The organism is Brevundimonas sp. GW460-12-10-14-LB2, from assembly GCF_001636925.1.
Classification (GTDB): domain Bacteria; phylum Pseudomonadota; class Alphaproteobacteria; order Caulobacterales; family Caulobacteraceae; genus Brevundimonas; species Brevundimonas vesicularis.
The window spans coordinates 115,565-139,532 of record NZ_CP015511.1 but is presented as its reverse complement, the minus strand read 5'-3'; the positions used below and the strand labels follow the sequence as shown (position 1 = coordinate 139,532).

Below are 23,968 nucleotides of genomic sequence, written 5' to 3'. Positions count from 1 at the left end.
GGCACGCCTGCGGCAGTTCAGCGACGGCTCTACTAGCACTCCTGATCCCCCCTGCTGCGATCATTGGAGAGTAAATGCGCAACTTCCTTCTGACTTCGACGGTCCTTGCGGGCGCCTTGGCGGCCTCTAGCGCCTTCGCCCAGACTGCAGATCAGCCCATCAGCACCGCCCCCGCTGCTGATAGCCAACAAGCCGCCGAGCTTGGTGAAATCGTGGTGACCGGGTCGCGTATCCGTCGCGACGCAACCAACGCCCCCACCCCCCTGATCCAGGTGTCGCGCGACGAACTGCTGTCGACCGGCCAGACCACGGTCATCGATTACCTGTCCACCATTCCGGCCCTGTCGAACTCGGTCGTTCCGTCGGATACGACGGGCTCCAACCTGGGTGACGGCGGCCTGTCGCTGCCGAACCTGCGTTCGCTGGGCTCCAACCGCACGCTGACCTTGGTCGACGGTCGCCGTCACGTCGGTTCGTCGGGCGGTTCGCTTTCGGTGGATATCGACACCATTCCGCGCCTGCTGATCCAGAACATCGAAATCGTCACGGGCGGCGCCTCGTCGGTGTATGGCGCAGATGCCGTCTCCGGCGTTCTGAACTTCATCCTGCGCAAGGACTTTGAAGGCCTGGAAATCGACGCCAACTATGGCCAGATCAACCAGGACGGCGAAGCCAACCAGCGTGTCTCGGCGCTAATCGGCAAGAACTTCTTCGACAATCGCCTGAACGTTTACGCTCATGCCGAGTATGAGAAGGTCGATGAAGTCACGTCGATGGACATCGATTGGATCCGTCGCGCGCCGGTCCGCATCGGCGTCGATGCCGACCCAACCTCGGCGCCCTTTGACGGTCGTCAGGACGCCTTCCTGTTCACCGGCGTTCGTCGCCTCGACATCCCGCGCTGGGGTCAGACCACGCTCGCTAATGTGCAGCAGCCGAGCGACCTGACGAATCCGAACGTCCCGTACGCAAACTGCTTCCCGGGTGGCAATGCTGCCGGAAACTTCAGCTACAGCGCCAACTGCTTCGGCGTGACGCCTGGCAAGACTTACTGGTACGACGGCACGACCGCGCGCCTGGCCGACTTTGGCCAGCGGGTCGGCAACACGGGTATCAACCGTCCGTACAACATCGGCGGTGACGGCGAAAACCCGGCCGACTTCTCGACCGGCTCGCGCGTTCCGCGCTCGGAATCGCAACGCTATCAAGTCGGAAGCACCTTCAAGGTCACCGACTCGATCGAAGCGTACGCCGAAGCCAAATATGTGACGGAAGACACCTTCGACGTGGGTCAGCCGACCTTCTTCGACATCGACCTGGTGAACTCTTACGGCGCAAACGCCGTGAACCCGATCTATGCCGTCAACAACTTCGATCTGCGTTGGTCGGACAACGCCTTCCTGCCGCAAAACATCAAGGATGCGATCCGCACCAACGTCGTTACGCCCTACGCGCCGCCGACCGCGACCAACCCGGGCGCCGCGCAAACGGGCGTCCTGCTTCAGAATGCGCGCCACACCCTGTTCGGGCCGGATCGTACGCAAGACAACACGCGTGAACTGCAGCGTTACGTGCTGGGCCTCCGCGGCAACCATGACCAGATTTCGTTCGTCAAGGACGTCAGCTGGGATATCGGCTACACCTACGGCAAGGTTGAGATCGAAAACCGTGAACGCGCGGTCGACGGTCAACGCTTCGCGCTCGCAGCGGACGCGGTTGTCGACACCCTGGGTGTTGTAAATGGCCGAGCCGGTGAGATTGTCTGCCGGTCGCAACTGTTGCTGAAACAGGGCGCCGCCCTGGACGACTATCAGCGTGGCGGAGATCTGCGTGATACGCAGTATGGTCGCGACTCGGTGGCGCAATGCGCCCCGCTGAACGTGTTTGGCAAGGGCAACCAGAGCGCCGCAGCGCTTGACTATGTCGGCGCCGAAATCGGCATCACCGAGCGTAATGAGCAGCAGCAGGCGATCGCGTCGGTTTCCGGTAGCCTCTGGGACTTCTGGGGCGCTGGCCCGATCGGCGTCGCTCTGGGTGGTGAGTATCGCAAGGAAACGACGGAAGCCACGGGTCGCGACCGCGACACCGACGGGCGCCTGCTGTTCCTCAACTCCGGCCCTGATTTCCCCGAAGCCAGCTATGAGTCTAAGGAAGTCTTCACGGAAGTCTCGCTTCCGCTCTTCCGCGACAGCATGCTAGGCGAATATGCCGAACTTAGCGGTTCGTATCGTTATGCCGACTATACGACAGTCGGAAATGTCGACGTCTATGGCGTGAACTTGGTCTACCGTCCGATCCGGGACATCACCTTCAAGACCAGCTACAACACCTCGGTTCGCGTTCCCGACTTGGCCGAAAACTTCGCTCCGAACAGCGAGACCTTCCTCAACTCGTTCACCGATCCCTGCACCACGGCTGCGATCGCCGCGGTCAACGACAATGAAACGAAGGCCAACCGCATCCGGAACTGCACGGCCTTGGCCGCGCAGCAAGGTCTGACGTTCGACTTCGCCGGCGCGACACCGCAAAATACCGACGACTTCAACCCGACCTACACTTCGGGCATCTCGGGCGTCTCCGGCGGCAACCCGAACCTTCAACCTGAAGAGTCGAACAGCTTCACCTTCTCGACGGTGCTGCGTCCGCGCTTCATGCCAAACTTCAGCCTTGCGCTCGATTATTACGAGATCAAGATTGACCGCGTTATTGCGGCTGTCACCGCCGATACTGCGGCGGCGAACTGCGTTAATGGTGCGGAACTGAACGTCGATGCCTGCTCGACAATCTTCCGCAACAATCCGAACATTCCGTTCGGCATTGGCGCGCCGGCTAGCGATCCGATCGGCGGCTTCATCGAGCGTTCGTTCAACTATGCGTCGCTGGAAACCCGCGGTCTGGACTTCACGGGTCGTTATCGCCTCGACACCAGCGACAGCTTCGGCCGTAACTGGGGTGTGTTCGATTACTCGCTCGCCGGCTCGTGGCTGATCGAACAGAAGCAGTTCCTGAATGAAGCCGATCCCGGCGATTTCGATGAACTGGCCAGCACGCTGCAATACCCGCGCGTTCGCTTCACCTCCTCGTTGACCTGGACCCCCAACGAAACCTGGAGCGTGAACTGGACTGCGGACTGGCAATCGGCTCAGAACATCGTCTTCCGCCGCGACTTCGTGAACAATGCGGACGGCCGTTCGGCCGATCAGCTGGACACGGGCAACTTCGTGCGCAACGACTTCACCGTCCGCTACAACGTCAACCAAGATCTGACGCTGCGCGCCGGCGTCGTGAACGCCTTCGATTCGGAACAAGCGCCATACCTCGGCACGACGCTGTATTCGAACTTTGATCCTTACGGCCGCCGCTTCTTCATCGGCCTGAACTACAAGGTGTTCTAAGACTCACATATCCTATGATCTTGAAACGAGGGGGCGACCGGCGACGGTCGCCCCTTTCTTTTTGCGCAATCCATGCCGCGCCCAAACACTGGGAATTCTGCTTTGCATCTTGCCCCCTCGCCCCTCCCTCTCTAAACGGGCCGCTTGACCGACAAGCAGACGTGAGCGTCGCAGGGCCAGGCTCTGCGGGGGCTTCTCGCGCGCGTAGAGAACGAAGGACGACGCACTCCCTTGGACGCCTCGGACATCTGTCATGACGAACGCGACGCCATGGTGCGCGCGGCGCTGGCCGAACAGGGCGACAGCGGCGTGACGCCGCGCCATACGCTGTTCTTCTTCCTCGGCGACGAGGACGCGCACGGCGACCTGTGCGAGGTGGCGCGACGGGCGGGCTTCATCGCCCGTGGCGAGGGCGACATGACGATTCTCGAAACCACCATGGCGGTCGATGCGGTCAGTTTCGCGCCCGTCTCGGCCATGATGCAGACCTGGGCCGCGGCCTTCCAGCTGGAGTATGACGGCTGGGAATGCGCGGTCGTGACCCACTAGCGTTCAATAAGAAGAAGAGCTGGCGATGCCCAAGCGCACAGACATCAAGTCCATCCTCATCATCGGCGCCGGCCCGATCGTCATCGGCCAGGCGTGCGAGTTCGACTATTCCGGCGTTCAGGCCTGCAAGGCGCTGAAGGCTGAAGGGTATCGGGTCATCCTGGTCAACTCGAACCCCGCCACCATCATGACCGACCCGGAGGTGGCCGACGCCACCTATATCGAGCCGATCACGCCCGAGATGGTCGAGAAGATCATCGTCAAGGAAAAGCCCGACGCCCTGCTGCCGACCATGGGCGGCCAGACCGCGCTGAACACCGCCCTGGCCCTGCATGAATCCGGCGCGCTGGCCAAGCACGGCGTCGAGATGATCGGCGCCAAGGCCGAGGTGATCGACAAGGCCGAGGACCGCCAGAAGTTCCGCGACGCGATGGACAAGCTGGGCCTGGAATCGCCCCGCTCCAAGGCCGCCCATTCGATGGAAGAAGCGCTGGAGGGGCTGGAGTTCGTCGGCCTGCCCGCCGTGATCCGCCCGTCCTTCACCCTAGCCGGCACAGGCGGCGGCATCGCCTTCAACCGCGAGGAGTTCGAGGAGATCGTCCTGCGCGGGCTGGACCTGTCGCCGACCACCGAGGTGCTGATCGAGGAATCGGTCCTGGGCTGGAAGGAATATGAGATGGAGGTCGTCCGCGACACCGCGGACAACTGCATCATCATCTGCTCGATCGAGAACGTCGACCCGATGGGGGTCCACACCGGCGATTCCATCACTGTCGCCCCTGCCCTGACGCTGACCGACAAGGAATATCAGCGGATGCGGACGGGCTCGATCAATGTGCTGCGCGAGATCGGCGTCGAGACGGGCGGCTCGAACGTCCAGTGGGCGATCAACCCCGCCGACGGCCGCATGGTCGTGATCGAGATGAACCCGCGCGTGTCGCGCTCGTCGGCCCTTGCGTCCAAGGCCACCGGCTTCCCCATCGCCAAGGTCGCGGCGCGTCTGGCGGTCGGCTACACCCTGGACGAACTGACCAACGACATCACCCAGGTGACGCCGGCCAGCTTCGAGCCGTCGATCGACTATGTCGTCACCAAGATCCCGCGCTTCGCCTTTGAGAAATACCCGGGCTCGGAGCCCCTGCTGGGCACCTCGATGAAGTCGGTGGGCGAGGTGATGGCCATCGGCCGCACCTTCCAGGAATCGATGCAGAAGGCGCTTCGCGGGCTGGAGACCGGCCTGTCGGGCTTCGACGAGATCGAGATTGAAGGTGTGGCCGGCGCCGAAGACGACGCTACGGCCCGCGGCGCCGTCGTGCGTGCCCTGGGCGTTCCGACCCCCGACCGTATCCGCGTCATCGCCCAGGCCTTCCGCCACGGCCTGACGGTCGAGGAGGTCAACGCCGCCTGTTCCTACGAACCCTGGTTCCTGCGCCAGATCGCCGACATCGTGCGCGAGGAAGGCCATGTGCGGGTCAAGGGCCTGCCGACCGACCCGACCGAGTTCCGCCGCCTGAAGTCCAAGGGCTTCTCAGACGCCCGTCTGGCGCAACTGACCGGCCAGAGCGAAAAATCCGTCCGGACCGCCCGTCGCGGCCTGAACGTCCGCCCGGTGTTCAAGCGGATCGACACCTGCGCCGCCGAGTTCGCCAGCGCCACCGCCTATATGTATTCGACCTATGAGACCGGCGCGCTCGGCCAAATTCCCGAGTGCGAGTCGGAGCCGACGAACAAGAAGAAGGCCATCATCCTGGGCGGCGGTCCGAACCGGATCGGCCAGGGCATCGAGTTCGACTACTGCTGCTGCCACGCAGCCTTTGCGTTCGGCCAGATCGGCGTCGAGAGCATCATGGTCAACTGCAACCCCGAAACCGTCTCGACCGACTACGACACCTCCGACCGCCTGTATTTCGAGCCGCTGACGGCCGAGGACGTGCTGGAGCTGATCGAGGTCGAGCGCTCGAACGGCGACCTGATCGGCTGCGTCGTCCAGTTCGGCGGCCAGACCCCGCTGAAACTGGCCCACGCCCTGCAGGAGGATGACATTCCGGTCCTGGGCACCAGCGTCGACTCCATCGACCTGGCCGAGGATCGCGAACGCTTCCAGCAGATGCTGGAGGGCATTGGCCTGCGCCAGCCGCCCAACGGCCTGGCCCGTTCGGCCGAAGAGGCCGCGCAGACGGCCGAGGAGGTCGGCTATCCCGTCGTCCTGCGCCCCTCCTACGTTCTGGGCGGACGCGGCATGATGATCGTCCACGACCGCGAGCAACTGGACCGCTACGTCCACGAGGCGATGCGCGTCTCGGGCGACGATCCGGTCCTGATCGACCACTATCTGAACCGCGCCACCGAGGTGGACGTCGACGCCCTGTGCGACGACGAGACGGTCTTCGTCGCCGGCGTTCTGGAACATATCGAGGAAGCCGGCGTGCACTCGGGCGACAGCGCCTGCTCCATGCCGCCCTTCTCGCTGCGGCCCGAGATCGTGGACGAGCTGAAGCGTCAGACCACCGAAATGGCCAAGGCCCTGAAGGTGCGCGGCCTGATGAACGTGCAGTTCGCCATCGAGGAGCCGCACAGCGAAAACCCGCGCATCTTTGTGCTGGAAGTCAATCCGCGCGCCAGCCGCACGGCGCCCTTCGTGGCCAAGACCATCGGCCAGCCTATCGCCTCCATCGCCGCCAAGGTCATGGCTGGCGTGCCGCTGAAGTCGTTCGGGCTGACGGACAAGCCCTACGACCATATCGCCGTCAAGGAAGCGGTCTTCCCGTTCGCCCGTTTCGCCGGGGTGGACACCGTCCTGGGCCCGGAAATGCGCTCGACCGGCGAGGTCATGGGGCTGGACTTCAAGCGGCCGGGAGAGGCCGACATGGCCCCCGCCTTCGCCCGCGCCTTCGCCAAGTCCCAGATCGGCGGCGGCACCACCCTTCCGACCTCGGGCTGCGCCTTCATTTCGGTCAAGGATGAGGACAAGCCCTTCATCGTCGACGCCGCCCGGACGCTGCTGGCCGAAGGCTTCAGCCTGATGGCCACCGGCGGCACCCACGCCTATCTGGTCGAACAGGGGCTGGAGGTGAAGCTGGTCAAGAAGGTGCTGGAAGGCCGCCCGCACATCGTGGACGCGATGAAGAACGGTGAGGTCCAGCTGGTCTTCAACACCACATCGGGCAAGCAGTCGCTGCAGGACAGCTTCTCGCTGCGCCGCACCGCCCTGATGATGAAGATGCCCTACTACACCACCACAGCCGGGGCCCTGGCGGCGGCCCAGGCCATCGGCGCCATCAAGGCCGGCGACCTGGATGTGCGGGCGATCCAGGACTACGCCTGACGTTGACGAAATCTCCGGTTTTCGGCCGCACGCCGCAAGGTTGTAGCGGCCGAACGCCGGAGCCACGCCGATGTCCAATCTCGACCTCGCCCTGATCGCCATTCTGTGCGGCGAAGTCCTAGGGTTTATCGCCTTCGCCAGGGACAAGCAGCGCGCCAAGGCCGGCCTGTGGCGCACGCCGGAATCGACGCTGCTCCTGTTCGACCTGATCGGCGGTCTGGGCGCCTGGATGGGTCAGCACATCCTGCGCCACAAGACCCGCAAGGAGCCGTTCAGGACGCAGTTCGGCCTGGTCGTCCTGCTCCACGTTATCCTGCTGGCGGGCGGCGCCGCCTGGGTCATTCTGTAGCGCGACCGTCTTCGCCCGCCCCATCTTCGCCCGCCACGATCCGGGTTGCGGCCAGGTCGGCGGTGACATTGCCGACGGTGCGGAAGATGTCGGGGATGACCTCGACCGCCAGCAGCAGCGGCAGCACCCCCAGCGGCAGGCCCATGGCCAGACAAATGGGGCCGATGGCGGCGAAGAAGCTGACCTGGCCCGGCAAACCGACCGAGGCGATGGACACGGCGATGGCCGTCAGACCGCCGGCGATCAGCACGCCGAGCCCCAACTCCACCCCGTGCAACTGCGCGACATAGAGGCAGACCGCCAGGTTCGCGACCGGGCTGGTGATGCGGAACACCGCCACCGCCAGCGGCAGAACGAGGCCGGCGGAGGTCTGGGGCACGCCCAGCCAGTCGCGCGCGCGCTCGATCATGACCGGCAGGCTGGCCAGCGACGACTGGGTCGAGACGGCGACCACCTGGGCCGGGGCCACGGCGCGCGCGAAACGGGCCAGCGAAATCCGCCCCCACACAATCGCCACGACATAGATGATCAGGATCAGCCCAATCTGGCTGAGGCAGACGATGGCGACATAATGGGCCAGCGTCCCCGCCACCCCGAGGCCCGCACGCAAACCCACGCCTAGCGCCAAAGCGAACACACCGAAAGGCGCGGCCAGCAGCACCCAGTGGACGATGACCACCATGGTCTCGGCCACCGCCTCGAAGAAGCCGGCCAGGGGCCGTCGCAGCTCGGCCTTGATCCGCGTCGCGGCGAAGCCGAAGGCGACGGCGAAGACCACCACCGCCAGCACCCCGTCGTCGGACGCCGCCTTGATGACATTGGCCGGCGCCAGACTGGCCAGGAAGGCGCGCAGGCCGTCGGTGCGCGCCGCCTCGCCCACGGTCGCCAAGGATTCGGCGCTGACGCCCGCCAGCAGGCCACGCCCCGCCTCCGGATCGATCGGCCAGACCGCCAGCAGGCCCAGGCCCGCAAGGATCGCATAGATCGTCGCCCCGACCAGCAGCACCGCGAACACCACCAGCGACCGCACCGCGATCCGGCCCGTCGCCGCCGCATCGGCGATGGAGACGATGCCGGTCACCAGCAGGCTGAACACCAGGGGAATGACGGTCATGCGCAGGGCGTTCAGCCACACCTGGCCCAGGCTCTCGACCACGCCCAAGGCGCCGGTCAGCCAGGCGGCCTGCGACCCTTGCGCCAGGGCGCCGACGACGACGCCGGCGACCAGGGCGGCGATGACGAAAAAGCTCAGAGAGGTGAAGAAGGCGGCGATGCGGGATTGGCTCATGCCCTAGCGCTAGCACCGCTCGGCGCGTCGCGCGCGCCAAACCTTCTGTGGGTCGCTGACAGTTCATGTCGTCGCAGGGCGAACCCCGATCACGCACGGCGCGTTGGGACGACGAAAGGAACTCAATCATGTCCCGTCTGAACAAACTCGTCCCGTTGATCGGCAGCCTGCTGCTCTCCAAGGGCGGCCGCCGCGTCGCCGGTCGTCACGCCGGCAAACTGGCTCTGGCGACCCTGGCCTATGAGGTCTGGCGCAACCGCCGCGAAGGCGCCAAGCCCAAGGTCGCGCCGCAACCCCGCGGACGCTGGAGCGGCCGCCGCCCGCGCTGAGGCCGCAATCGCCGCTCGACTTCTGGGGCGGCGTTGCGAATAGTCACGCCTCGCCGCCCGGAGCCGACCCATGATCAAAGTCCACCATCTGAACGACAGCCGCTCGCAACGCGTCCTGTGGCTACTCGAAGAGCTGGGCCTGGACTATGAGGTCGTGCGCTACGAACGAAACCCTGGAAACCGGCTGGCGCCCCCCGAACTGCTGGCGATCCATCCGCTGGGCAAGTCGCCGGTCATCGAGGACGGCGCGGTCAAGGTCGCAGAGACCGGGGCCATCGTCGAATATCTGCTCGATACCTATGGTCAGGGCCGGCTGCGTCCGGCGGCGGGAACCGAGGACGGCCGTCGTTTCACCTATTGGCTGCACTATGCCGAGGGGTCGGCCATGCCCCCTTTGCTGCTGAAGCTAGTGTTCAGCATGCTCCCACGCCGTGCGCCGGCCCTGCTGAAGCCGATCGTCAATGGCGTCGCCAACAAGGCGATCACCAGTTTCGTCGATCCACAGCTGCGCACCCATGTCGGCTTCTGGGAGGACGAACTGGGCCGCTCGGAATGGTTCGCGGGCGATCAGTTCACCGCCGCCGACATCATGATGAGCTTTCCAGTCGAGGCCGGTGCCGACCGCGCCTTCAATGCCGAGACCAAACCTCATCTGAAGGCCTTCTTGAACCGCATCCACGCGCGGCCTGCCTATCAACGCGCGCTCGAACGCGGCGGTCCCTACAGCTACGCGTGATCGGATCGTGATCGCGGCGGCGCAACCCGCCGTGGTCGAGGGCGTTAAGGTCTCATGCGCCTTCAAACCATTCAGATCGTCGCCGGATTGGCTGCGGCCGTCGCCTTCGTCCTCGCCTTCATGGCGGCAGGAGCCGCCCTGATTTCCGGCCTGTTCATGCTCGCCGGCCTCGCCGCCGTCGGTTGGCTGGCCTACAGCCTCATAAAGGGCGTCCTGCGCCGCGACCACAAGCCCGAACCGCCGGCCCGCGCTTGAGCGGTCAACCGGCGCGGGCATCGCGCTCTTGAATTCCTGAGCGAGAAACCCTAGTCTTGATGCCCGGCCGCGCCCGCCCCGCGGCCTTTTGTGTGCTTATCTCGCGTCTTTCCAGTCTCCGGGCGAACCAGAAAAATCACGACACAAATGGAAAAAGTGCCGATGACGGGCGAGGGCTACCGTGCCCTCGACGATCAACTGAAGCAATTGAAGTCGGTCGAAAGGCCGAGCGTGATCGCCGCCATTTCCGAGGCGCGTGAGCACGGCGACCTGTCCGAAAACGCCGAATACCACGCCGCCAAGGAGCGTCAGGGCTGGATCGAAGGCCAGATCGCCGAGATCGAGGACAAGATCAGCCGCGCCCAGGTCATCGACGTGTCCAAACTGTCCGGCAGTCAGGTCAAGTTCGGCGCCACGGTCACCGTGGTGGACGAGGACACCGAGGAAGAGGCCACCTATCAGATCGTCGGCGAACACGAAGCCGATGTGAAGAAGGGCAAGATCTCGATCGCCTCGCCGATCGCGCGCGCCATGATTTCCAAGGAGGTCGGCGACGTCGTGGAGGTCAACACCCCCGGCGGCGTGAAGGCCTACGAGATCCTCAAGGTCGAGTGGAAGTAATAGCGGTGGCTGGGGCAGCGTCCGCGCAGCCCCTTTCCATCTGGGTCGTCTCCGACGGCCGCGCCGGCATCGAGAATCAGGCGCTGGGTCTCGCCGAGGCCGTCCAGCGCCTGACCCCGGCCGAGGTTACGATCAAACATACCCGCTGGCGGCCGATCTTCGACCGCCTGCCGTCGGCGTTAAAGATTCCTGCCATGCTGGCGTCCGCGCCGTTGACCGCCCCCTGGCCCGATCTGTGGATCGCCACGGGTCGTGCGACCCTGCCGCTGTCGACCCGCGTCAAGGCCTGGAGCGGCGGCAAGACCTTCGTCGTCCAGACCCAGGATCCACGCTGGGCCGACGATCGCTACGACCTGATCGTCGCGCCCGCCCATGACGGTCTGTCGGGCGACAATGTCTTCGAAATCACCGGCTCACCCCACCGCATCACACCGCAGCGGATCGCCGAGGCCGCGCCGCTCTTCGCCGACCGGATCGCCCCCCTGCCCCATCCGCGTATCGCCGTGCTGATCGGCGGCAAGTCCAAGGCTTTCGACCTGACCGAGGCCCATGCGGCGGACCTGGCCGACCAGATCGCGGACGCCGTGCGAGCATCTGGCGGCGCACTGATGCTGACCTTCTCACGTCGCACGCCCGACGCGGCGAAGGCCGTCATGACCGCTCGGCTGTCGGACCTGCCGGGCTGGATCTGGGACGGGACAGGCGACAACCCTCTGTTCGGCTTCCTGCATTTCGCCGACCACATCCTGGTCACCGAGGACAGCGCCAACATGGCCGCCGAGGCCGCCTCGACCGGCAAGCCGGTCCACGTCCTGCCGATGATCCCGCTGAAGGCCGGCGACAAGTTCGCTCGCCTGTACGACGACCTGCAATCGCGCGGCGCAACCCGTCCGTTCGACGGCGCGCTGGAAGGCTGGACCTACGACCCGCTGGCCGAAACCGACCGCGCCGCGCGCGCCGTCCTGGAAGCGATGCAGACGCGATAGCGAGACCCACATCCGTTCCTGACGCCGTCATGCCCCATGGTGACGACCGTCATCAGGAGATTTTCAAAGAACGGCTCACAAAAATCTGCACGAAAGTGCACTAACAGATTCTGGAGTGGCCTTTTCAGTCGCCGCCGCCACCGCCGCTACCGTCACAGCCGCTGTCCCCGCTGCAGTCTGAGCCGCTGTGCTGCGACGTATCCGACGACGGCAGAACCGCGCCGCCGTCCGACCCGCCGCTCTTCTTGGCCTTGGCGTTCGCCGCGCTCATCAGGGCCACGCCAAAGCCCGATCCGATGGCCGTGCCCAGCGCGAGACCTAGGCCGACATTGTCTAGGGCCACGCCCAGCGCCACGCCGATCGACAAGCCCATGCCGATCCCGATCGGCAGGAAGGCTGCGTTCTTGTTCGTCATCCCCATCTCCCCTGCGTGTCAGGCGAGACTAGCATCGCGCAAACGGGAATCACCGCCTAAATAGGGGCCATGACCCAAGCTCGTACCGTTCGCGTCGCCATCATCGGCTCCGGCCCCGCCGGCTGGACTGCCGCCATCTACGCCGCCCGCGCCTCGCTGAACCCCGTCGTCATCGCCGGCATTCAGCCCGGCGGCCAGCTGACCATCACCACCGACGTCGAGAACTATCCCGGCTTCGCCGACACCATCCAGGGCCCCTGGCTGATGGAGCAGATGCAGGCCCAGGCCCTGCATGTCGGGACCGAAGTCATCCACGACATCGTGGTCTCCGCCGACCTGTCGCAACGCCCGTTCCGCCTGAAGCTGGACAGCGGCGAAGAGATGCTGGCCGAGACCATCATCATCTCCACGGGCGCCCAGGCCAAATGGCTGGGGCTGGAGAGCGAGGCCGCCTATCAGGGCTTCGGCGTCTCGGCCTGCGCCACCTGCGACGGCTTCTTCTATCGCGGCAAGGAAGTCGTGGTCGTCGGCGGCGGCAACACCGCCGTCGAAGAGGCGCTGTTCCTGACCAACTTCGCCTCCAAGGTCACGGTCGTTCACCGTCGCGACGAATTCCGCGCCGAGAAGATCCTCCAGGACCGGCTGTTCGCCCACCCCAAGGTGGAGGTGATCTGGAACTCGGCGATCGAGGAGATTGTCGGCGTCGTGGACGGCATGGCCAAAAATGTCACCGGCGTTCGGCTGAAGAATGTCCAGGACGGCTCGACCCGGGAAATCCCCGCCGACGGCGTCTTCATCGCCATCGGCCACGCCCCGTCGTCGGAACTGTTTAAGGGCCAGTTGGAGACCAACGCCGGCGGCTATCTGCGGGTGAAGCCCGGCACGGCCTCGACCGAGATCGAAGGTGTCTGGGCCGCCGGCGACGTGACCGACGACGTCTATCGCCAGGCCGTCACCGCCGCCGGCATGGGCTGTATGGCCGCCCTGGAAGTCAGCCGCTTCCTCGCCGAGGAAGACCACGCCAAGGCCCACAACCCCATCAGCCACGCCGAGGCGGAGAAGATCGGGGTCTGGTGACCCCGATCCTGCGCGATCAGTAGGCGCTCGCCTCCATCAGTTCCGCCACGTCCTCGTCCGACAGCATCAGGGTCGCCGCCTTCAGCGTGTCGGCCAGCTGTTCGGTCGAGGTCGCGCTTACAATCGGGGCCGTCACGCCCGGCTGGGCCAGCAGCCAGGCCAAGGCGACCTGGGCCGAGGTGGCCTCGGCCTTCTGGGCCACGGCGTCCAGGACCGCCAGGATACGCACGCCGCGCACGTCGAACTTGTCCTTCAGCATTCCCTCGCGCTTGGTCCCGGCGATCTGATCGACGCTTTTGTATTTGCCGGTCAGGAAACCGCTCTCCAGGCTGAAGTAGGTGATGACGCCCAGGCCCTGTTCGACGGCCAGGTCCTGAAGTTCGCCCTCGAAGGTGTCGCGGCTGTAGAGGTTGTAATGCGGCTGGATCGTCGCATAGGCGGCCAAAATCTCGCGCTGCGAAATATCCAGAGCTTCGGACACCTGTTCGGCCGAATGGTTGGACGTGCCGATGGCGCGCACCTTGCCGGCCTGCACCAGCTTATCCAGCGCGCGCAGCGTCTCCTCCTGCGGTGTCTTCGGATCGGGCCAGTGGGTCTGATACAGGTCGATATAGTCGGTCTGCAGCCGGCGCAGCGACGCCTCGACCGCCGTCTCGATCCAGGCTGGCGACAGGTCGTTGTGGCCCTGTCCCATGTCCGATCCGACCTTGGTGAGGATCTTGACGTCGTCGCGCCGGCCGCGCGCCTTCAGCCACTTGCCGATGATCGTCTCGCTTTCGCCGCCGGAGTGGCCCGGAACCCAGCGCGAATAGGCGTCGGCGGTGTCGATGGCGTCGAAACCGGCCTCGACGAAGGCGTCCAGCAGGGCGAAGGAGGTCGCCTCGTCCGCCGTCCAGCCGAAGACGTTGCCGCCGAACACCAGGGGGGCGATGTCCAGGTCGCTGGAGCCGAGCTTGCGTTTGGTCAGGGTCGTCATGGGGGAGGTCTCCTTGTAGGGAGGCCTCGACATATGCCGCATGGCGGCGACCGCAACCGCCTCGGCGGCGGTCAGGCGAAGAGTTGAAGACCCGGGGGCGCGTAATCGACCGGCTGCCCCTGGCGACGACGAAGAGCGTAATCCACAGCCGTTTGCACTGCATGTTCGTCTGTCGGTTTGGACAAGACGCCGATGGTGCCGGCGACGCCGTCTCGCACCATGCCGGGGTTCGCCGTCATGAACAGGACGGAGACGCCCATATCCTGACCCAGTTCGCGACCCAGGTTGATCCCTGTAGGACCATCGGAAAGGTGGATATCGACCAGCGCCAGATCAACGTCATTCTCGCTCACCAGATCGCGCGCGGCCTGTGCGGTCGCGGCGACGCCCAGAACCTCGTGACCGAGATCCTCCAGGACGAACCTGAGCTCCATCGCAACGAGAGCTTCGTCTTCGATGATGAGGATACGCGCAGTCATGGGTTCAATCAGTGCTCGGGAGCGTACGTAACGTCAGTGTGAGGGATAGGTTTCAATAGAAGACTAATTTGAATATCCGCCTGCCGCGCGGCGCCTCGACAGGGCCGTCGCCGGCAGGTCCACGACCACCTGGAGCCCCTCCGGCCGCCACTCGCGCGACAACCGCCCGCCGAGTTGTCCCTCGACTGAAAGGCTGGCCAGGGACGAGCCGAAGCCGGTGCGTTGCGGCATGCCCTGGATGACCGGACCGCCCGTTTCCGACCAGGTCAGGACGAAGCGGTCTTCCTGCCGTTCCGTCGTCAGCGTGACCACGCCGCCACGCTCGGATAGCGCGCCGTATTTGGCGGCGTTGGTCGCCAATTCATGGAACAGCAAGGCCACGGAGGTCGCTGCCTGATCGTCGAACACGGCGTCCTCGCCGCGGATGACGACGCGTGAACCGCCCGTCTCGTCCGCATAGGCCTTGAACAGGTCGGACAGGAAGGAATGCAGGGTCGTCGCCCCGATCGTGGTCTTGGACGTCTCGGTGTGCGGCCGCACGAACTCATGCGCCCGGGCCAGGGCGGCGATGCGCGTGCGCAGCGAGGCCGAAAACGCCTTGGCCTCCGGATACTGGCGCGCCGACAGGGCGACCAGGGCGGTGACGACGGCGAAGATGTTCTTGATCCGGTGGCTCAGCTCCTGGCTGACCAGCTCGCGGCCTTGCTCCAGCCTCTTCAACTCGTCGATATCGGTCAGGGTGCCGAACCAGCGGGTGATCTCGCCCGCCTCGTCGCGGATCGCCACCGCGCGGCCCAGGGTCCAGCGATAGACGCCGCTGTGATGCTTCAGCCGGTATTCGATCTCATAGGGCTCGCCGGTTTCCAGCGAGTTGCGCCACACGGTCCACGCCCGTTCGCGGTCGTCGGCATGGAACATGTCGTTCCAGCCCTCGCCATCCGTCGAGCCCAGGGGCACGCCCGTGAATTCGTACCAGCGCGCATTGTAGTAGTCGTGAAAACCGTCCGGCAGGGTGGACCACACCATCTGCGGCATGGCGTCAGCCAACACCCGAAACCGACTCTCGCTTTCGCTCAGGGCCACGGCGGTTTCGGCGAGGTCTGTCTCGATGGTCTTGCGTTCGGTGATGTCCACCGCGACGCCGGGGAAGCGGATCGGCTTACCCTCCGCGTCGAAATAGACCTGACCGCGCGCCAGAATCCAACGCACGTCATCGCTCTGGCCCAAACGATATTCGCTGACGAAGGCGCCGTCGCCCGTCATGGCTTGGTCAATTTCGTCGGCGACCCGCTCGGCGTCGTCGGGATGGACGCTGGAGGTGAAAACCTCGATGGCCGCGCCCTCGCGCGCCGCTTCGGGATCCACGCCATACATCCGCGCAAAGCGTTCGTCGGCGATCACGCGGTTCTCAGGAATGTCCCAGTCCCAAGCCCCCACATAGGCCGAGGCCTCCATCGCCAACCGCGCGGTGCGGTCGCTGAGGTCCCGGTCCAACAGGGCGCGACGCAGCTCCAGTTGCGTCATCACCTGTTGCGCCAGGGTCTTGAGCGCCATCAGCTGAAGCTCGGTCAGACCTTGCGGGCGCGGCGTGTCGTCCAGCACGCACAAGGCGCCCAGCGGCACGCCGTCGGGCGTCCTCAGCGGATAGCCGGCATAGAAGCGGATGTGCGGCGCGTCCGTCACCAGGTCATTGTCGATGAAGCGGTCATCCTGCGTCGCGTCGGGGATGACCATGACGTCGTCGCCCAGCATGGCGTGGGCGCAGAACGACAGCGGCCGCGGCGTTTCGCGCACGCCCAGACCGACCTCGGACTTGAACCACTGACGCTGGGAATCGACCAGACTGAAGGCGGCCATAGGCGCTTCACAGATGCGCGCGGCGAGCGACGCCAGATCGTCGAACGACCCTTCGGGCGTCGTGTCCAGGACGCCGTAGCTTGTCAGGGCCTTCAGACGGTCGGCTTCGTCCCACCTCGGACAATCGACTTCGGGGTGGGTCAAGCAGGCGTCCTCGCTGGGCCGGTCAGGTCCGGCCATCGACATCAATGCTTGGAGTGGCGAAGCGTTGCAATGCAGGATGTCAGTTCGCGGGGCGACCGACTTCCTCCACATCCATTGTCGTGACGCCTGTGGGCGCCGTGTCGGCGGGTTTGGTCGACGATGCTGGCCGCTCCAGAGCGTTCAGGCGCGCGTTGATGGCGGCGACTTCATCACGCGTCGGCAGGCGGCGACCGCCCAGGCTGACCACGCCGACGACCCGCTGCTGACCATGGATCTCGACCGTCTTCAACGGCGCGTCTTTCAGCGGAGCGTCGGGATCGGCGCCGCCGGTTGCAGAGCCGGCCGCGATCGTCATGCGCGGACGCGAGAAACGCGCCTCGTCGATCGCCGGCTCGCGCCCATTGTAGGTTTTGCGGAAGGCGGCCGTTTCGCCATAGACGCCCTTCCAGCGATAGAAGATGTGCGCGCCGATTTGCGTCACCTTGGCCACCGTCGGCGCCCACCAGGGATGCACATAGTCGGCGTGATAGTGTGTGGCGGTCCCCACCTCCTGAGCCACGGCGCCGTTCAGCGCACGCTCCGCCACCTTGCGCGCCCGCTCCCAAGCCCAGCCGACCGGCGCCTGGCCCAGAGAACCGTCGCAGGTGAAGCTGAACTGACAGCCGGTGACGCGTTCGGCGCCCTCGAACACCACGCCGCAGACGGTGCTGGCGTAATTCGGATCGCGCACGCGGTTCAGGACCACCTGCGCCACGCCCGCCTGGCCGTTGTCCGGCTCAAGCGCCGCCTCATAATAGACCGCCTGGGTCAGGCAGCGCAAAGCCCGCCTGCGATCCTCGGCGCTGCCCTTGAACACGAACGGCAAGGCGGGACGCAGCGCGCCGGACGCGGGCGCCATGGCCGCGTTCAGACGTTGGGCCTCAAGGCCGCTCTTGCCCGATTCCAGACCTGGCTTTCCGGCCAGCGTCAAACTCTCCCAGCCTGGCGTCAGCCCGTAGAGAGCCGGCTGCAGAAGGTTGGGATCATGCCGCATGGCGACGGCCAGCTGTGACGGCGTCAGTCGCCCCTTGATCGCGGCCAATCCGCCCGCACCGAGGTCGCCGCCAGTGATGCGCGAAACCGCCTCAGCAGTCCGATCCATATCGGGCCGCACGCTGGACCCCGCCGCCATGGCGACGCCCAGCACCGCGCCGGCTGCGGGCAAGGCCGCCGCCGAACGCCGCAGCGCCTTCCACATCGTCTTCCAGGGCAACCGGGTCATTCAGGGTCCAATAGCCGCGATCGGCGCACCGGCCTTTCGCTGAGATCGCGCGTCTAGTCCGACTTATAGGCCATTTTCCGGCGTCACGACGACCGCCGTTATCAAACCCCCTGCGCGTCAGGGGTGGTCGCCCCAAACGCAAGGTGTAAAACTATGTTCCAGCGAGGCAAACGCGTCGCTGGTGGGGCGAACCGACGATATGAGCGCAGGCGGATCGAAACGGCGGATCGCGGTCATGGATCGCTGGCTGATCGGCCTGGCGCGCCTGTCGACGGCCTCGCCGACGCATCGCCTTTTGATCGGGATCGGCGTCGCCCTCGCGGGTTTGGCGATCCGTGCGGCGGCGTCGCCGCTGTATGGCGAGGTGACCGGCTTCACCATCCTGTTGCCGGCGGTGACCCTGGCGGCTCTGGCGGCCGGCTGGACCGGAGCCTTGACGGCGCTGGCGGTGTGCACCGGCGGCGGCTGGGCGATCGTCGCGCTGACGGCGACCGGCCGGGATGGCGTGCTTGACGCCATCGGTGGTGCGGCGACTTGGAACTTCGTTCTCGTCGGCCTGTTCATCGCGGCGGTGGGGGCGTCGCTCCGCAAGGCCCTGTCGCGGCTGAGTGAAAGCGAGACCCGGTTCCGCGAACTGGCCGATACCGCCCCCTCGCCGATCTGGCTGCTGGACGCCAAGGGCGAGTTCGAGTTCGTCAACGCCGCCGTCTTCACCCTGCATGGACTGGACATCGAGGCGTTGCGCGAAGGCGGCTGGAAGACCGCCGTCCACCCCGACGATCTGGAGACCGTAAAGGCGGCCGAGAAGGCCGGCGCCGCTGATCGCAAGCCGTTTCAGATGGAGGCGCGCGTTCAGGGGCAGGACGGCGTCTGGCGCTGGATGCGGGCCGTCGTGCGGCCGCGCTTCGATGGGCAAGGCGCCTTCGTCGGCTATGCCGGCATTTCGTTCGATGTGACCGAAACCCGTGAGGCGCTGGATGCGGCGGCGCGCGCCGCGCGACGTCAGGCGTTCCTGCTCGACCTCAGCGACCGGCTCCGCGACCTGACCGATCCCGAAGACATCATGGCCGACGTGGAGAGCACGCTTGGCGCGCTGCTGGACGTCGACCGGGTCGGCTATGGCGAGGTCGATCAGTCGGCGGGCGTCGTGTCCATGAGCCGCGACTGGACCGCCGGCGTCGAGAGTGCCCAGGGACAGTTCAGCCTGAACGCCTTTGGCGAAGGTCTGATCTCGGACCTGAATGAAGGCCGCACCATCCAGATTTCAGATGTGCGCGAGGACCCTCGCACGGCGGCGGTCGCCGACGCCTTCGACGCCATCCAGACCCGCGCCCTGGTGCGCGCACCGCTGATCCGCACCGGACGTTTGCGCGCGTTTCTCTATGTCCATTCGGCGACACCGCGCGACTGGACCGAGGCCGAGGTCAGCCTTGTCGAAGAAGTCGCGGCGCGCACCTGGGCCGAGGTCGAGCGCGCCCGCGCGGAAAACGAGACCCGTGAGAGCGAACAGCGGTTCCGCGCCATCGCCGACACCGCGCCGGTGCTGATCTGGGTCACCAAACAGGATCGCACGCGCGCCTTCGTGAACCGCGCCTATGTCGATTTCCACGGCTCAGACTATCAGACCGTGCTCAACCTGGATTGGCGCAGCGCGCTGCATCCCGAAGATCAGGCGCGCATCCTGGCGGAATCGATTAACGGGGAAGCGACGCGCGAGCCCTTTTCGATGGAGGCGCGCTATCGCCGTCACGATGGCGAATGGCGCTGGCTGAAGTCCTTCTCCCGTCCCCGTCTGGCGGGCCAGGAGGTCGTCGGCTTCGTGGGCGTGGCGTTCGACGTGACGGACATGCGTACGGCCCAGGCGCGCCTAGAAGAATCCGAGAACCGCTTCCGCACGGTCGCCGACAGCGCGCCCGCCCTGATCTGGATGAGCGACGACGCCGCGCAGATGGTGTTCGCCAACAGGCGTTATCGCACCTTCTTCGGCGTCGAGGCGGACGCGCATCTGCCCGACAGTTGGAGGCGACTGATCCATCCGGACGACGAGGGGGTCTTCGCCGCCGCCTTCATGCGCGCCTTCGAGGCCCGGGATCGGTTCGAGGCGCTGACGCGGATCAATCATCCAACGCTCGGCCCGCGCTGGCTGCGGACTGAAGGCGTGCCGCGCTTCGACGCCTCGGGCCTTTTCCAGGGCTATGTCGGCGCCTGTCTAGATGTGACCGACGCCAAGCGGGCCGAAGACGACCTGAAACGCATCAATGAACTGCTGGAAGAACGGGTCGACGAGGCCCTGATCGAAAAGGCTCAGGCCGAGGCGCAACTGGTCCATGCCCAGCGGATGGAGGCGGTCGGGCGGCTCACCGGCGGGGTCGCGCACGACTTCAACAATCTGCTGACCGTCGTGATCGGGGCGTTGGACATCATCCTGCGCAGCGAGGACGCGGCCAAGCGTAAGAAGCTGGGCGAGGCGGCGTTGGCGGCGGCGCGTCGGGGTGAGAGCCTGACGCATCAGTTGCTGGCCTTCTCGCGTCGTCAGGCTCTGCGGCCCGAGCCGATCGATCTGAACGCCCTGATCCGCGAGAGCGAACCGCTGCTGCGTCGGGCCGTCGGCGAGGCCGTGGACTTCAAGGTCAAGCTGAAGCGTGGCGGCGCGCCCGCCAATGTCGATCCGGCCCAGTTCGAAGCCGCGCTGCTGAACCTGATCGTCAATGCGCGCGACGCCCTGGGCGATGTGACCGGGGCCAAGGGCCGCCAGGCCCGCATCACCGTGCAGACGCGGGCCTGCACCGTCGAGGCCGGACAGATCGCCGAACTGGCGGCGGGCGACTATGTCTGCGTCAGCGTCGCCGACAACGGCGAAGGCATGTCGCCGGACATCCGCGACCGAGTGTTCGAACCCTTCTTCACCACCAAGGGCGTCGGCAAGGGGACGGGCCTGGGGCTGAGCCAGGTCTATGGGTTCGCGCGCCAATCCGGCGGCGGCGTCCAGATCATCTCCGAGCCGGGGCGCGGGGCCGAGATCTGCATCTTCCTGCCGCCCCTGTCGGCGGAAGACGCCGCGATGACGTCGAACCTGGTCGCCGCCGATGGCGCCCCCTTGGTCGAGGGCGGGCGGATGTTGCTGGTGGAGGACGACGCGGGCGTCGCCGCCATCGCGCTCGAAATCCTGGAAGGTTTCGGGCTGGAGGTCGACTGGGCCGAGACGGGCGACGATGCGCTGAAGTTCCTTCAAGCCGACGACTTCGACCTGATGCTGACCGACGTTGTGATGCCCGGCGGCATGAGCGGGATCGATTTGGCGCGCGAGGCGGCGGCGCGCTGGCCGGATCTGCGGATCGCGCTGACCTCGGGCTACGTCGGCGAGGACGTGGATGCGGTGCTGGCCGACACGGTCTGGCCCCTGCTGCGCAAACCCTATTCGTCGGACCAGTTGCGTGCTCTGCTGGAACGCCTCAGCGCCGCGACGACGAACTAACTAACAAGGGAACTGACGGCCAAAGAAAAACGCGCCGCAGCAATGCGACGCGTCGATCTATTTGGAGCTGCAGCTGGATTTAGCGGCGGGCCTTGCGGGCGGCGTAACGCGCGTCGCGCTTGGCCTTCTGCTCTTCCTTGGTTAGCTGCTTGCGCGCCTTGCGGTCGGCGCGCTTTTCGGCGTCGATCTCTTCCTGAGCGGCGAGTTCGGCGGCCAGACGAGCGGCTTCCTTTTCAGCCTTTTCACGACGCTGCTCGGCCTTGGCTAGTTCGTGCTGCTGACGCAGAGCTTCCTTTTCGGCGGCGCGCTTTTCAGCCAGACGCTCGAACTCGGGATCGGGCGCGGCGGCCTTGGGCTTGAATTTGGCGAGCAGGGCCTTCTTGGCCTCTTGCTGGGCGGTAATGCGGTCGGAGAATCCGGTCTTCAGATCTTTCATGCGAAAGCGTCAGGGTTCCTTGTGAGCGACCAGGGCGGTCGTCGGGGGTCAGGCTGCGCCACGCACGGCCCGAAGCGGGGCGCACAAAGCCGATAAGCGCGCGAAAATCAAGGTTCGCAGCCCGCAAATCGGCTTGATGCGTCATTTGGGGCGTCGCGGCGGCGTGGCCGCAACACTTCGTTCAGATAGGCGACGCAGCCCTGATCGCAAGCGCGGCGATAAGAGCGTGCGTCGATCGAGGCGGTCTTAGTTCGGCTTTTGCGCCTGGCCGACAGCCGTCCCAGCAGCACCGCCCACGGCGGCGCCGACCGGCCCGCCGACGACCGCGCCCGCGATAGCGCCGCTGGCGGCCTTCTGTTCGATGGTCGCGCCGCAGGCAGACAGGGCGAACGCCGCCGCAGCGGCCGCAGTCAGGGTGATGATTTTCGTCATGAGCTTCTCTCCAAAGGCCACGCTTGAACGCGAACGCGGCATAGCGGTTCCTGGCTTGGGGTCTAGTTGCGCCGACAACCACCGCCACAATTCTAAACAGCTTTGTTCGCTCCATTTAGTTTGCTGCGATGCAGCATATATAGACATAACAAGTTCAACAGTTGATGGATACAGTATTCGGCCTATAGATTTATCCAGTCTTGCCGTTTTGCAGCCACACGGGTCGCCGCGACTGAAAAATACCTACCGAATCCGATGCGTTAACCATCGGATTGCGAATCGAACACATTGAGGCCATAAAAGGCTGGCTAAAGGCCCGTCCTCGACGCCCGGGCCACTGAGCCGAGCGCCGGAATTTGCAGGCTGGACCGCGACCGCAATGGGTCGCCTCGCCGGCAAGACTACCCCGGGGGCCGCGTTTCTCGCCCTGCTGAACAGGACTATCTCGTTGTCGCATTCCTCGCAGACGCGCGCCATTTTGCGCGCCGATCGTGTGGCCAAGATCAAGCCCATGACGGCTGCTGCAGCCTTTGGCGGTCTGTTGGGACTGGCGATCGGATGCGCCTATCTGGGCGGCACGACGGCGCGCGCGACGACGCTGCGCGCCCAGGCCGAACGGATTCAAGGCGCCACCGCCGCCGGTTTCACGGAAGAAGCTCTCGCCGCCGCCGCCGGCGGCCTCGACGCCAGCGCCCTGACCATCGCGCGTCGACACGATCCCTACACCAGCGCGGGCTCGGCCCAGCGCGATCGCCAGGCCGAACTGCTGGCCGCCCGTCTCGAACAACTCCGTGCGCCGGGCGACCCCAACCTTCGCCGCGCCAGCCTGACAGCACCGACCGCCGCGCCCGCGTTCCGCGTCGCCAACGCCCTGGACGCCAGCCGCGATCTCGATTGCCTGACCCAGGCCGTCTATTATGAAGCCCGCGGCGAGGGCGCCGACGGCATGAAGGCCGTGGCCCAGGTCGTCCTGAACCGCGTGCGCCACCCCGCCTTCCCCAAGACCGTCTGCGGCGTCGTCTTCCAAGGCGCGGCGCGCAGCACCGGTTGCCAGTTCTCCTTCACCTGCTCGGGCGCGATGCGCGGCCGCGTCAACCAGGCCGCCTGGAACCGCGCCAAGACCGTAGCCTCGAACGCCATGTCGGGGTCGGTCTTCTCGCGCGTCGGCAATGCGACCCACTTCCACACCACAGCCGTGACGCCGGGCTGGCGTTCGTCGCTTGTGCAGGTCAGCCAGGTCGGCAGCCATCTGTTCTATCGCTTCGGCGGCCGTTCAAGCACCGGCGGGACCTTCACCTACGCCGCCCGTCGCGCGGCGCCGGCGGACCAGCCGCGCCTGATCCAGGCCGGCCTAAACCCGGTCGAAACCGCGCGCCAAGCCGGACAAGCGGTCGCCTATTCGATGGTGCTGGCGCAGGAAGGCCGCGCCCTGCCCGCGCCGGCGGCCCAGTCGACGACGTCCTCGCCTGCCGCCACGCGCGCCGCCGTGTCCCAACCGGCTTCCCGCCCTGCGCGGGCGAACGAGACCTCGGCCAAGACCGACGTCGCCGAAACGGCCTCCAGCCCCGCTTGATCGGCGGAGG

20 protein-coding genes are annotated in these 23,968 nt (G+C 65.9%); 12 read left to right on the top strand and 8 right to left on the bottom strand.

What is annotated here, in order from left to right; translation table 11 throughout:
• Positions 1–74: 74 nt before the first annotated feature.
• The 4 genes from A4249_RS00735 (at position 75) to A4249_RS00720 (ending at position 7,618) form a co-directional block, all read left to right on the top strand.
• Complete coding sequence (locus A4249_RS00735) at positions 75–3,395, top strand: TonB-dependent receptor domain-containing protein (RefSeq protein WP_066549957.1); 3,321 nt, start codon at positions 75–77, stop codon at positions 3,393–3,395.
• Between the two features lie 231 nt (positions 3,396–3,626).
• The gene (locus tag A4249_RS00730) at positions 3,627–3,944 is read left to right on the top strand and encodes a ribonuclease E inhibitor RraB (RefSeq protein ID WP_231868739.1); all 318 of its coding nucleotides are present in this window, start codon (positions 3,627–3,629) and stop codon (positions 3,942–3,944) included.
• 25 nt (positions 3,945–3,969) lie between these two features.
• Positions 3,970–7,269, top strand: a complete 3,300-nt coding sequence (gene carB, locus A4249_RS00725; protein WP_066549952.1) for a carbamoyl-phosphate synthase large subunit — start codon at positions 3,970–3,972, stop codon at positions 7,267–7,269.
• 70 nt (positions 7,270–7,339) lie between these two features.
• Positions 7,340–7,618: a DUF1294 domain-containing protein gene (locus A4249_RS00720; RefSeq protein ID WP_066549948.1), complete on the top strand. Its 279-nt coding sequence runs from the start codon at positions 7,340–7,342 to the stop codon at positions 7,616–7,618.
• On the opposite strand, the gene A4249_RS00715 is transcribed toward A4249_RS00720, so the two are convergent.
• The gene (locus A4249_RS00715) at positions 7,608–8,906 is read right to left on the bottom strand and encodes a dicarboxylate/amino acid:cation symporter (protein WP_066549945.1); all 1,299 of its coding nucleotides are present in this window, start codon (positions 8,904–8,906) and stop codon (positions 7,608–7,610) included. The genes A4249_RS00720 and A4249_RS00715 overlap by 11 nt on opposite strands.
• A gap of 128 nt (positions 8,907–9,034) precedes the next feature.
• Here A4249_RS00715 and A4249_RS00710 point away from each other — a divergent pair, with 128 nt between their 5' ends.
• From A4249_RS00710 to A4249_RS00690, 5 genes are all read left to right on the top strand, one after another.
• Positions 9,035–9,235 (top strand): hypothetical protein, encoded by a 201-nt coding sequence (locus A4249_RS00710; protein WP_055752936.1) that lies wholly within the window; start codon positions 9,035–9,037, stop codon positions 9,233–9,235.
• A gap of 70 nt (positions 9,236–9,305) precedes the next feature.
• On the top strand, positions 9,306–9,971 hold the full coding sequence (locus tag A4249_RS00705) for a glutathione S-transferase family protein (RefSeq protein WP_066549942.1): 666 nt from the start codon (positions 9,306–9,308) through the stop codon (positions 9,969–9,971).
• Positions 9,972–10,025: 54 nt separating this feature from the next.
• A complete protein-coding gene (locus tag A4249_RS00700) occupies positions 10,026–10,226 on the top strand; it encodes a hypothetical protein (protein WP_055806048.1) in 201 nt (66 codons plus the stop codon).
• A 147-nt stretch (positions 10,227–10,373) separates the two neighbouring features.
• Positions 10,374–10,847: a transcription elongation factor GreA gene (greA, locus tag A4249_RS00695; RefSeq protein ID WP_055752933.1), complete on the top strand. Its 474-nt coding sequence runs from the start codon at positions 10,374–10,376 to the stop codon at positions 10,845–10,847.
• Positions 10,848–10,852: 5 nt separating this feature from the next.
• The gene (locus A4249_RS00690) at positions 10,853–11,833 is read left to right on the top strand and encodes a mitochondrial fission ELM1 family protein (protein WP_066549940.1); all 981 of its coding nucleotides are present in this window, start codon (positions 10,853–10,855) and stop codon (positions 11,831–11,833) included.
• A gap of 124 nt (positions 11,834–11,957) precedes the next feature.
• Here A4249_RS00690 and A4249_RS00685 read toward each other — a convergent pair whose 3' ends face one another.
• Positions 11,958–12,248: a hypothetical protein gene (locus tag A4249_RS00685; RefSeq protein WP_066549938.1), complete on the bottom strand. Its 291-nt coding sequence runs from the start codon at positions 12,246–12,248 to the stop codon at positions 11,958–11,960.
• 69 nt (positions 12,249–12,317) lie between these two features.
• Here A4249_RS00685 and trxB point away from each other — a divergent pair, with 69 nt between their 5' ends.
• Positions 12,318–13,325, top strand: a complete 1,008-nt coding sequence (trxB, locus tag A4249_RS00680; protein ID WP_066549935.1) for a thioredoxin-disulfide reductase — start codon at positions 12,318–12,320, stop codon at positions 13,323–13,325.
• 16 nt (positions 13,326–13,341) lie between these two features.
• Here trxB and A4249_RS00675 read toward each other — a convergent pair whose 3' ends face one another.
• The 4 genes from A4249_RS00675 to A4249_RS00660 all read right to left on the bottom strand — a co-directional run bounded on the left by A4249_RS00675 (position 13,342) and on the right by A4249_RS00660 (position 18,042).
• Positions 13,342–14,301, bottom strand: coding sequence for an aldo/keto reductase (locus tag A4249_RS00675; RefSeq protein ID WP_156494565.1), 960 nt, complete (start codon positions 14,299–14,301; stop codon positions 13,342–13,344).
• 71 nt (positions 14,302–14,372) lie between these two features.
• The gene (locus A4249_RS00670; RefSeq protein WP_066549933.1) at positions 14,373–14,780 is read right to left on the bottom strand and encodes a response regulator; all 408 of its coding nucleotides are present in this window, start codon (positions 14,778–14,780) and stop codon (positions 14,373–14,375) included.
• Between the two features lie 63 nt (positions 14,781–14,843).
• On the bottom strand, positions 14,844–16,781 hold the full coding sequence (locus tag A4249_RS00665) for a PAS domain-containing protein (RefSeq protein WP_231868738.1): 1,938 nt from the start codon (positions 16,779–16,781) through the stop codon (positions 14,844–14,846).
• 79 nt (positions 16,782–16,860) lie between these two features.
• A complete protein-coding gene (locus tag A4249_RS00660; RefSeq protein WP_066549932.1) occupies positions 16,861–18,042 on the bottom strand; it encodes a cell wall hydrolase in 1,182 nt (393 codons plus the stop codon).
• Between the two features lie 235 nt (positions 18,043–18,277).
• Here A4249_RS00660 and A4249_RS00655 point away from each other — a divergent pair, with 235 nt between their 5' ends.
• Positions 18,278–21,517 (top strand): PAS domain S-box protein, encoded by a 3,240-nt coding sequence (locus tag A4249_RS00655; protein ID WP_231868737.1) that lies wholly within the window; start codon positions 18,278–18,280, stop codon positions 21,515–21,517.
• 79 nt (positions 21,518–21,596) lie between these two features.
• Here A4249_RS00655 and A4249_RS00650 read toward each other — a convergent pair whose 3' ends face one another.
• Positions 21,597–21,953 (bottom strand): DUF6481 family protein, encoded by a 357-nt coding sequence (locus A4249_RS00650; protein ID WP_055752926.1) that lies wholly within the window; start codon positions 21,951–21,953, stop codon positions 21,597–21,599.
• Positions 21,954–22,199: 246 nt separating this feature from the next.
• Positions 22,200–22,385: a hypothetical protein gene (locus tag A4249_RS00645; protein ID WP_066549928.1), complete on the bottom strand. Its 186-nt coding sequence runs from the start codon at positions 22,383–22,385 to the stop codon at positions 22,200–22,202.
• Between the two features lie 448 nt (positions 22,386–22,833).
• Between A4249_RS00645 and A4249_RS00640 the strand changes: the two genes are divergently transcribed.
• Positions 22,834–23,958 (top strand): cell wall hydrolase, encoded by a 1,125-nt coding sequence (locus tag A4249_RS00640; RefSeq protein ID WP_082853989.1) that lies wholly within the window; start codon positions 22,834–22,836, stop codon positions 23,956–23,958.
• Positions 23,959–23,968 lie beyond the last annotated feature (10 nt).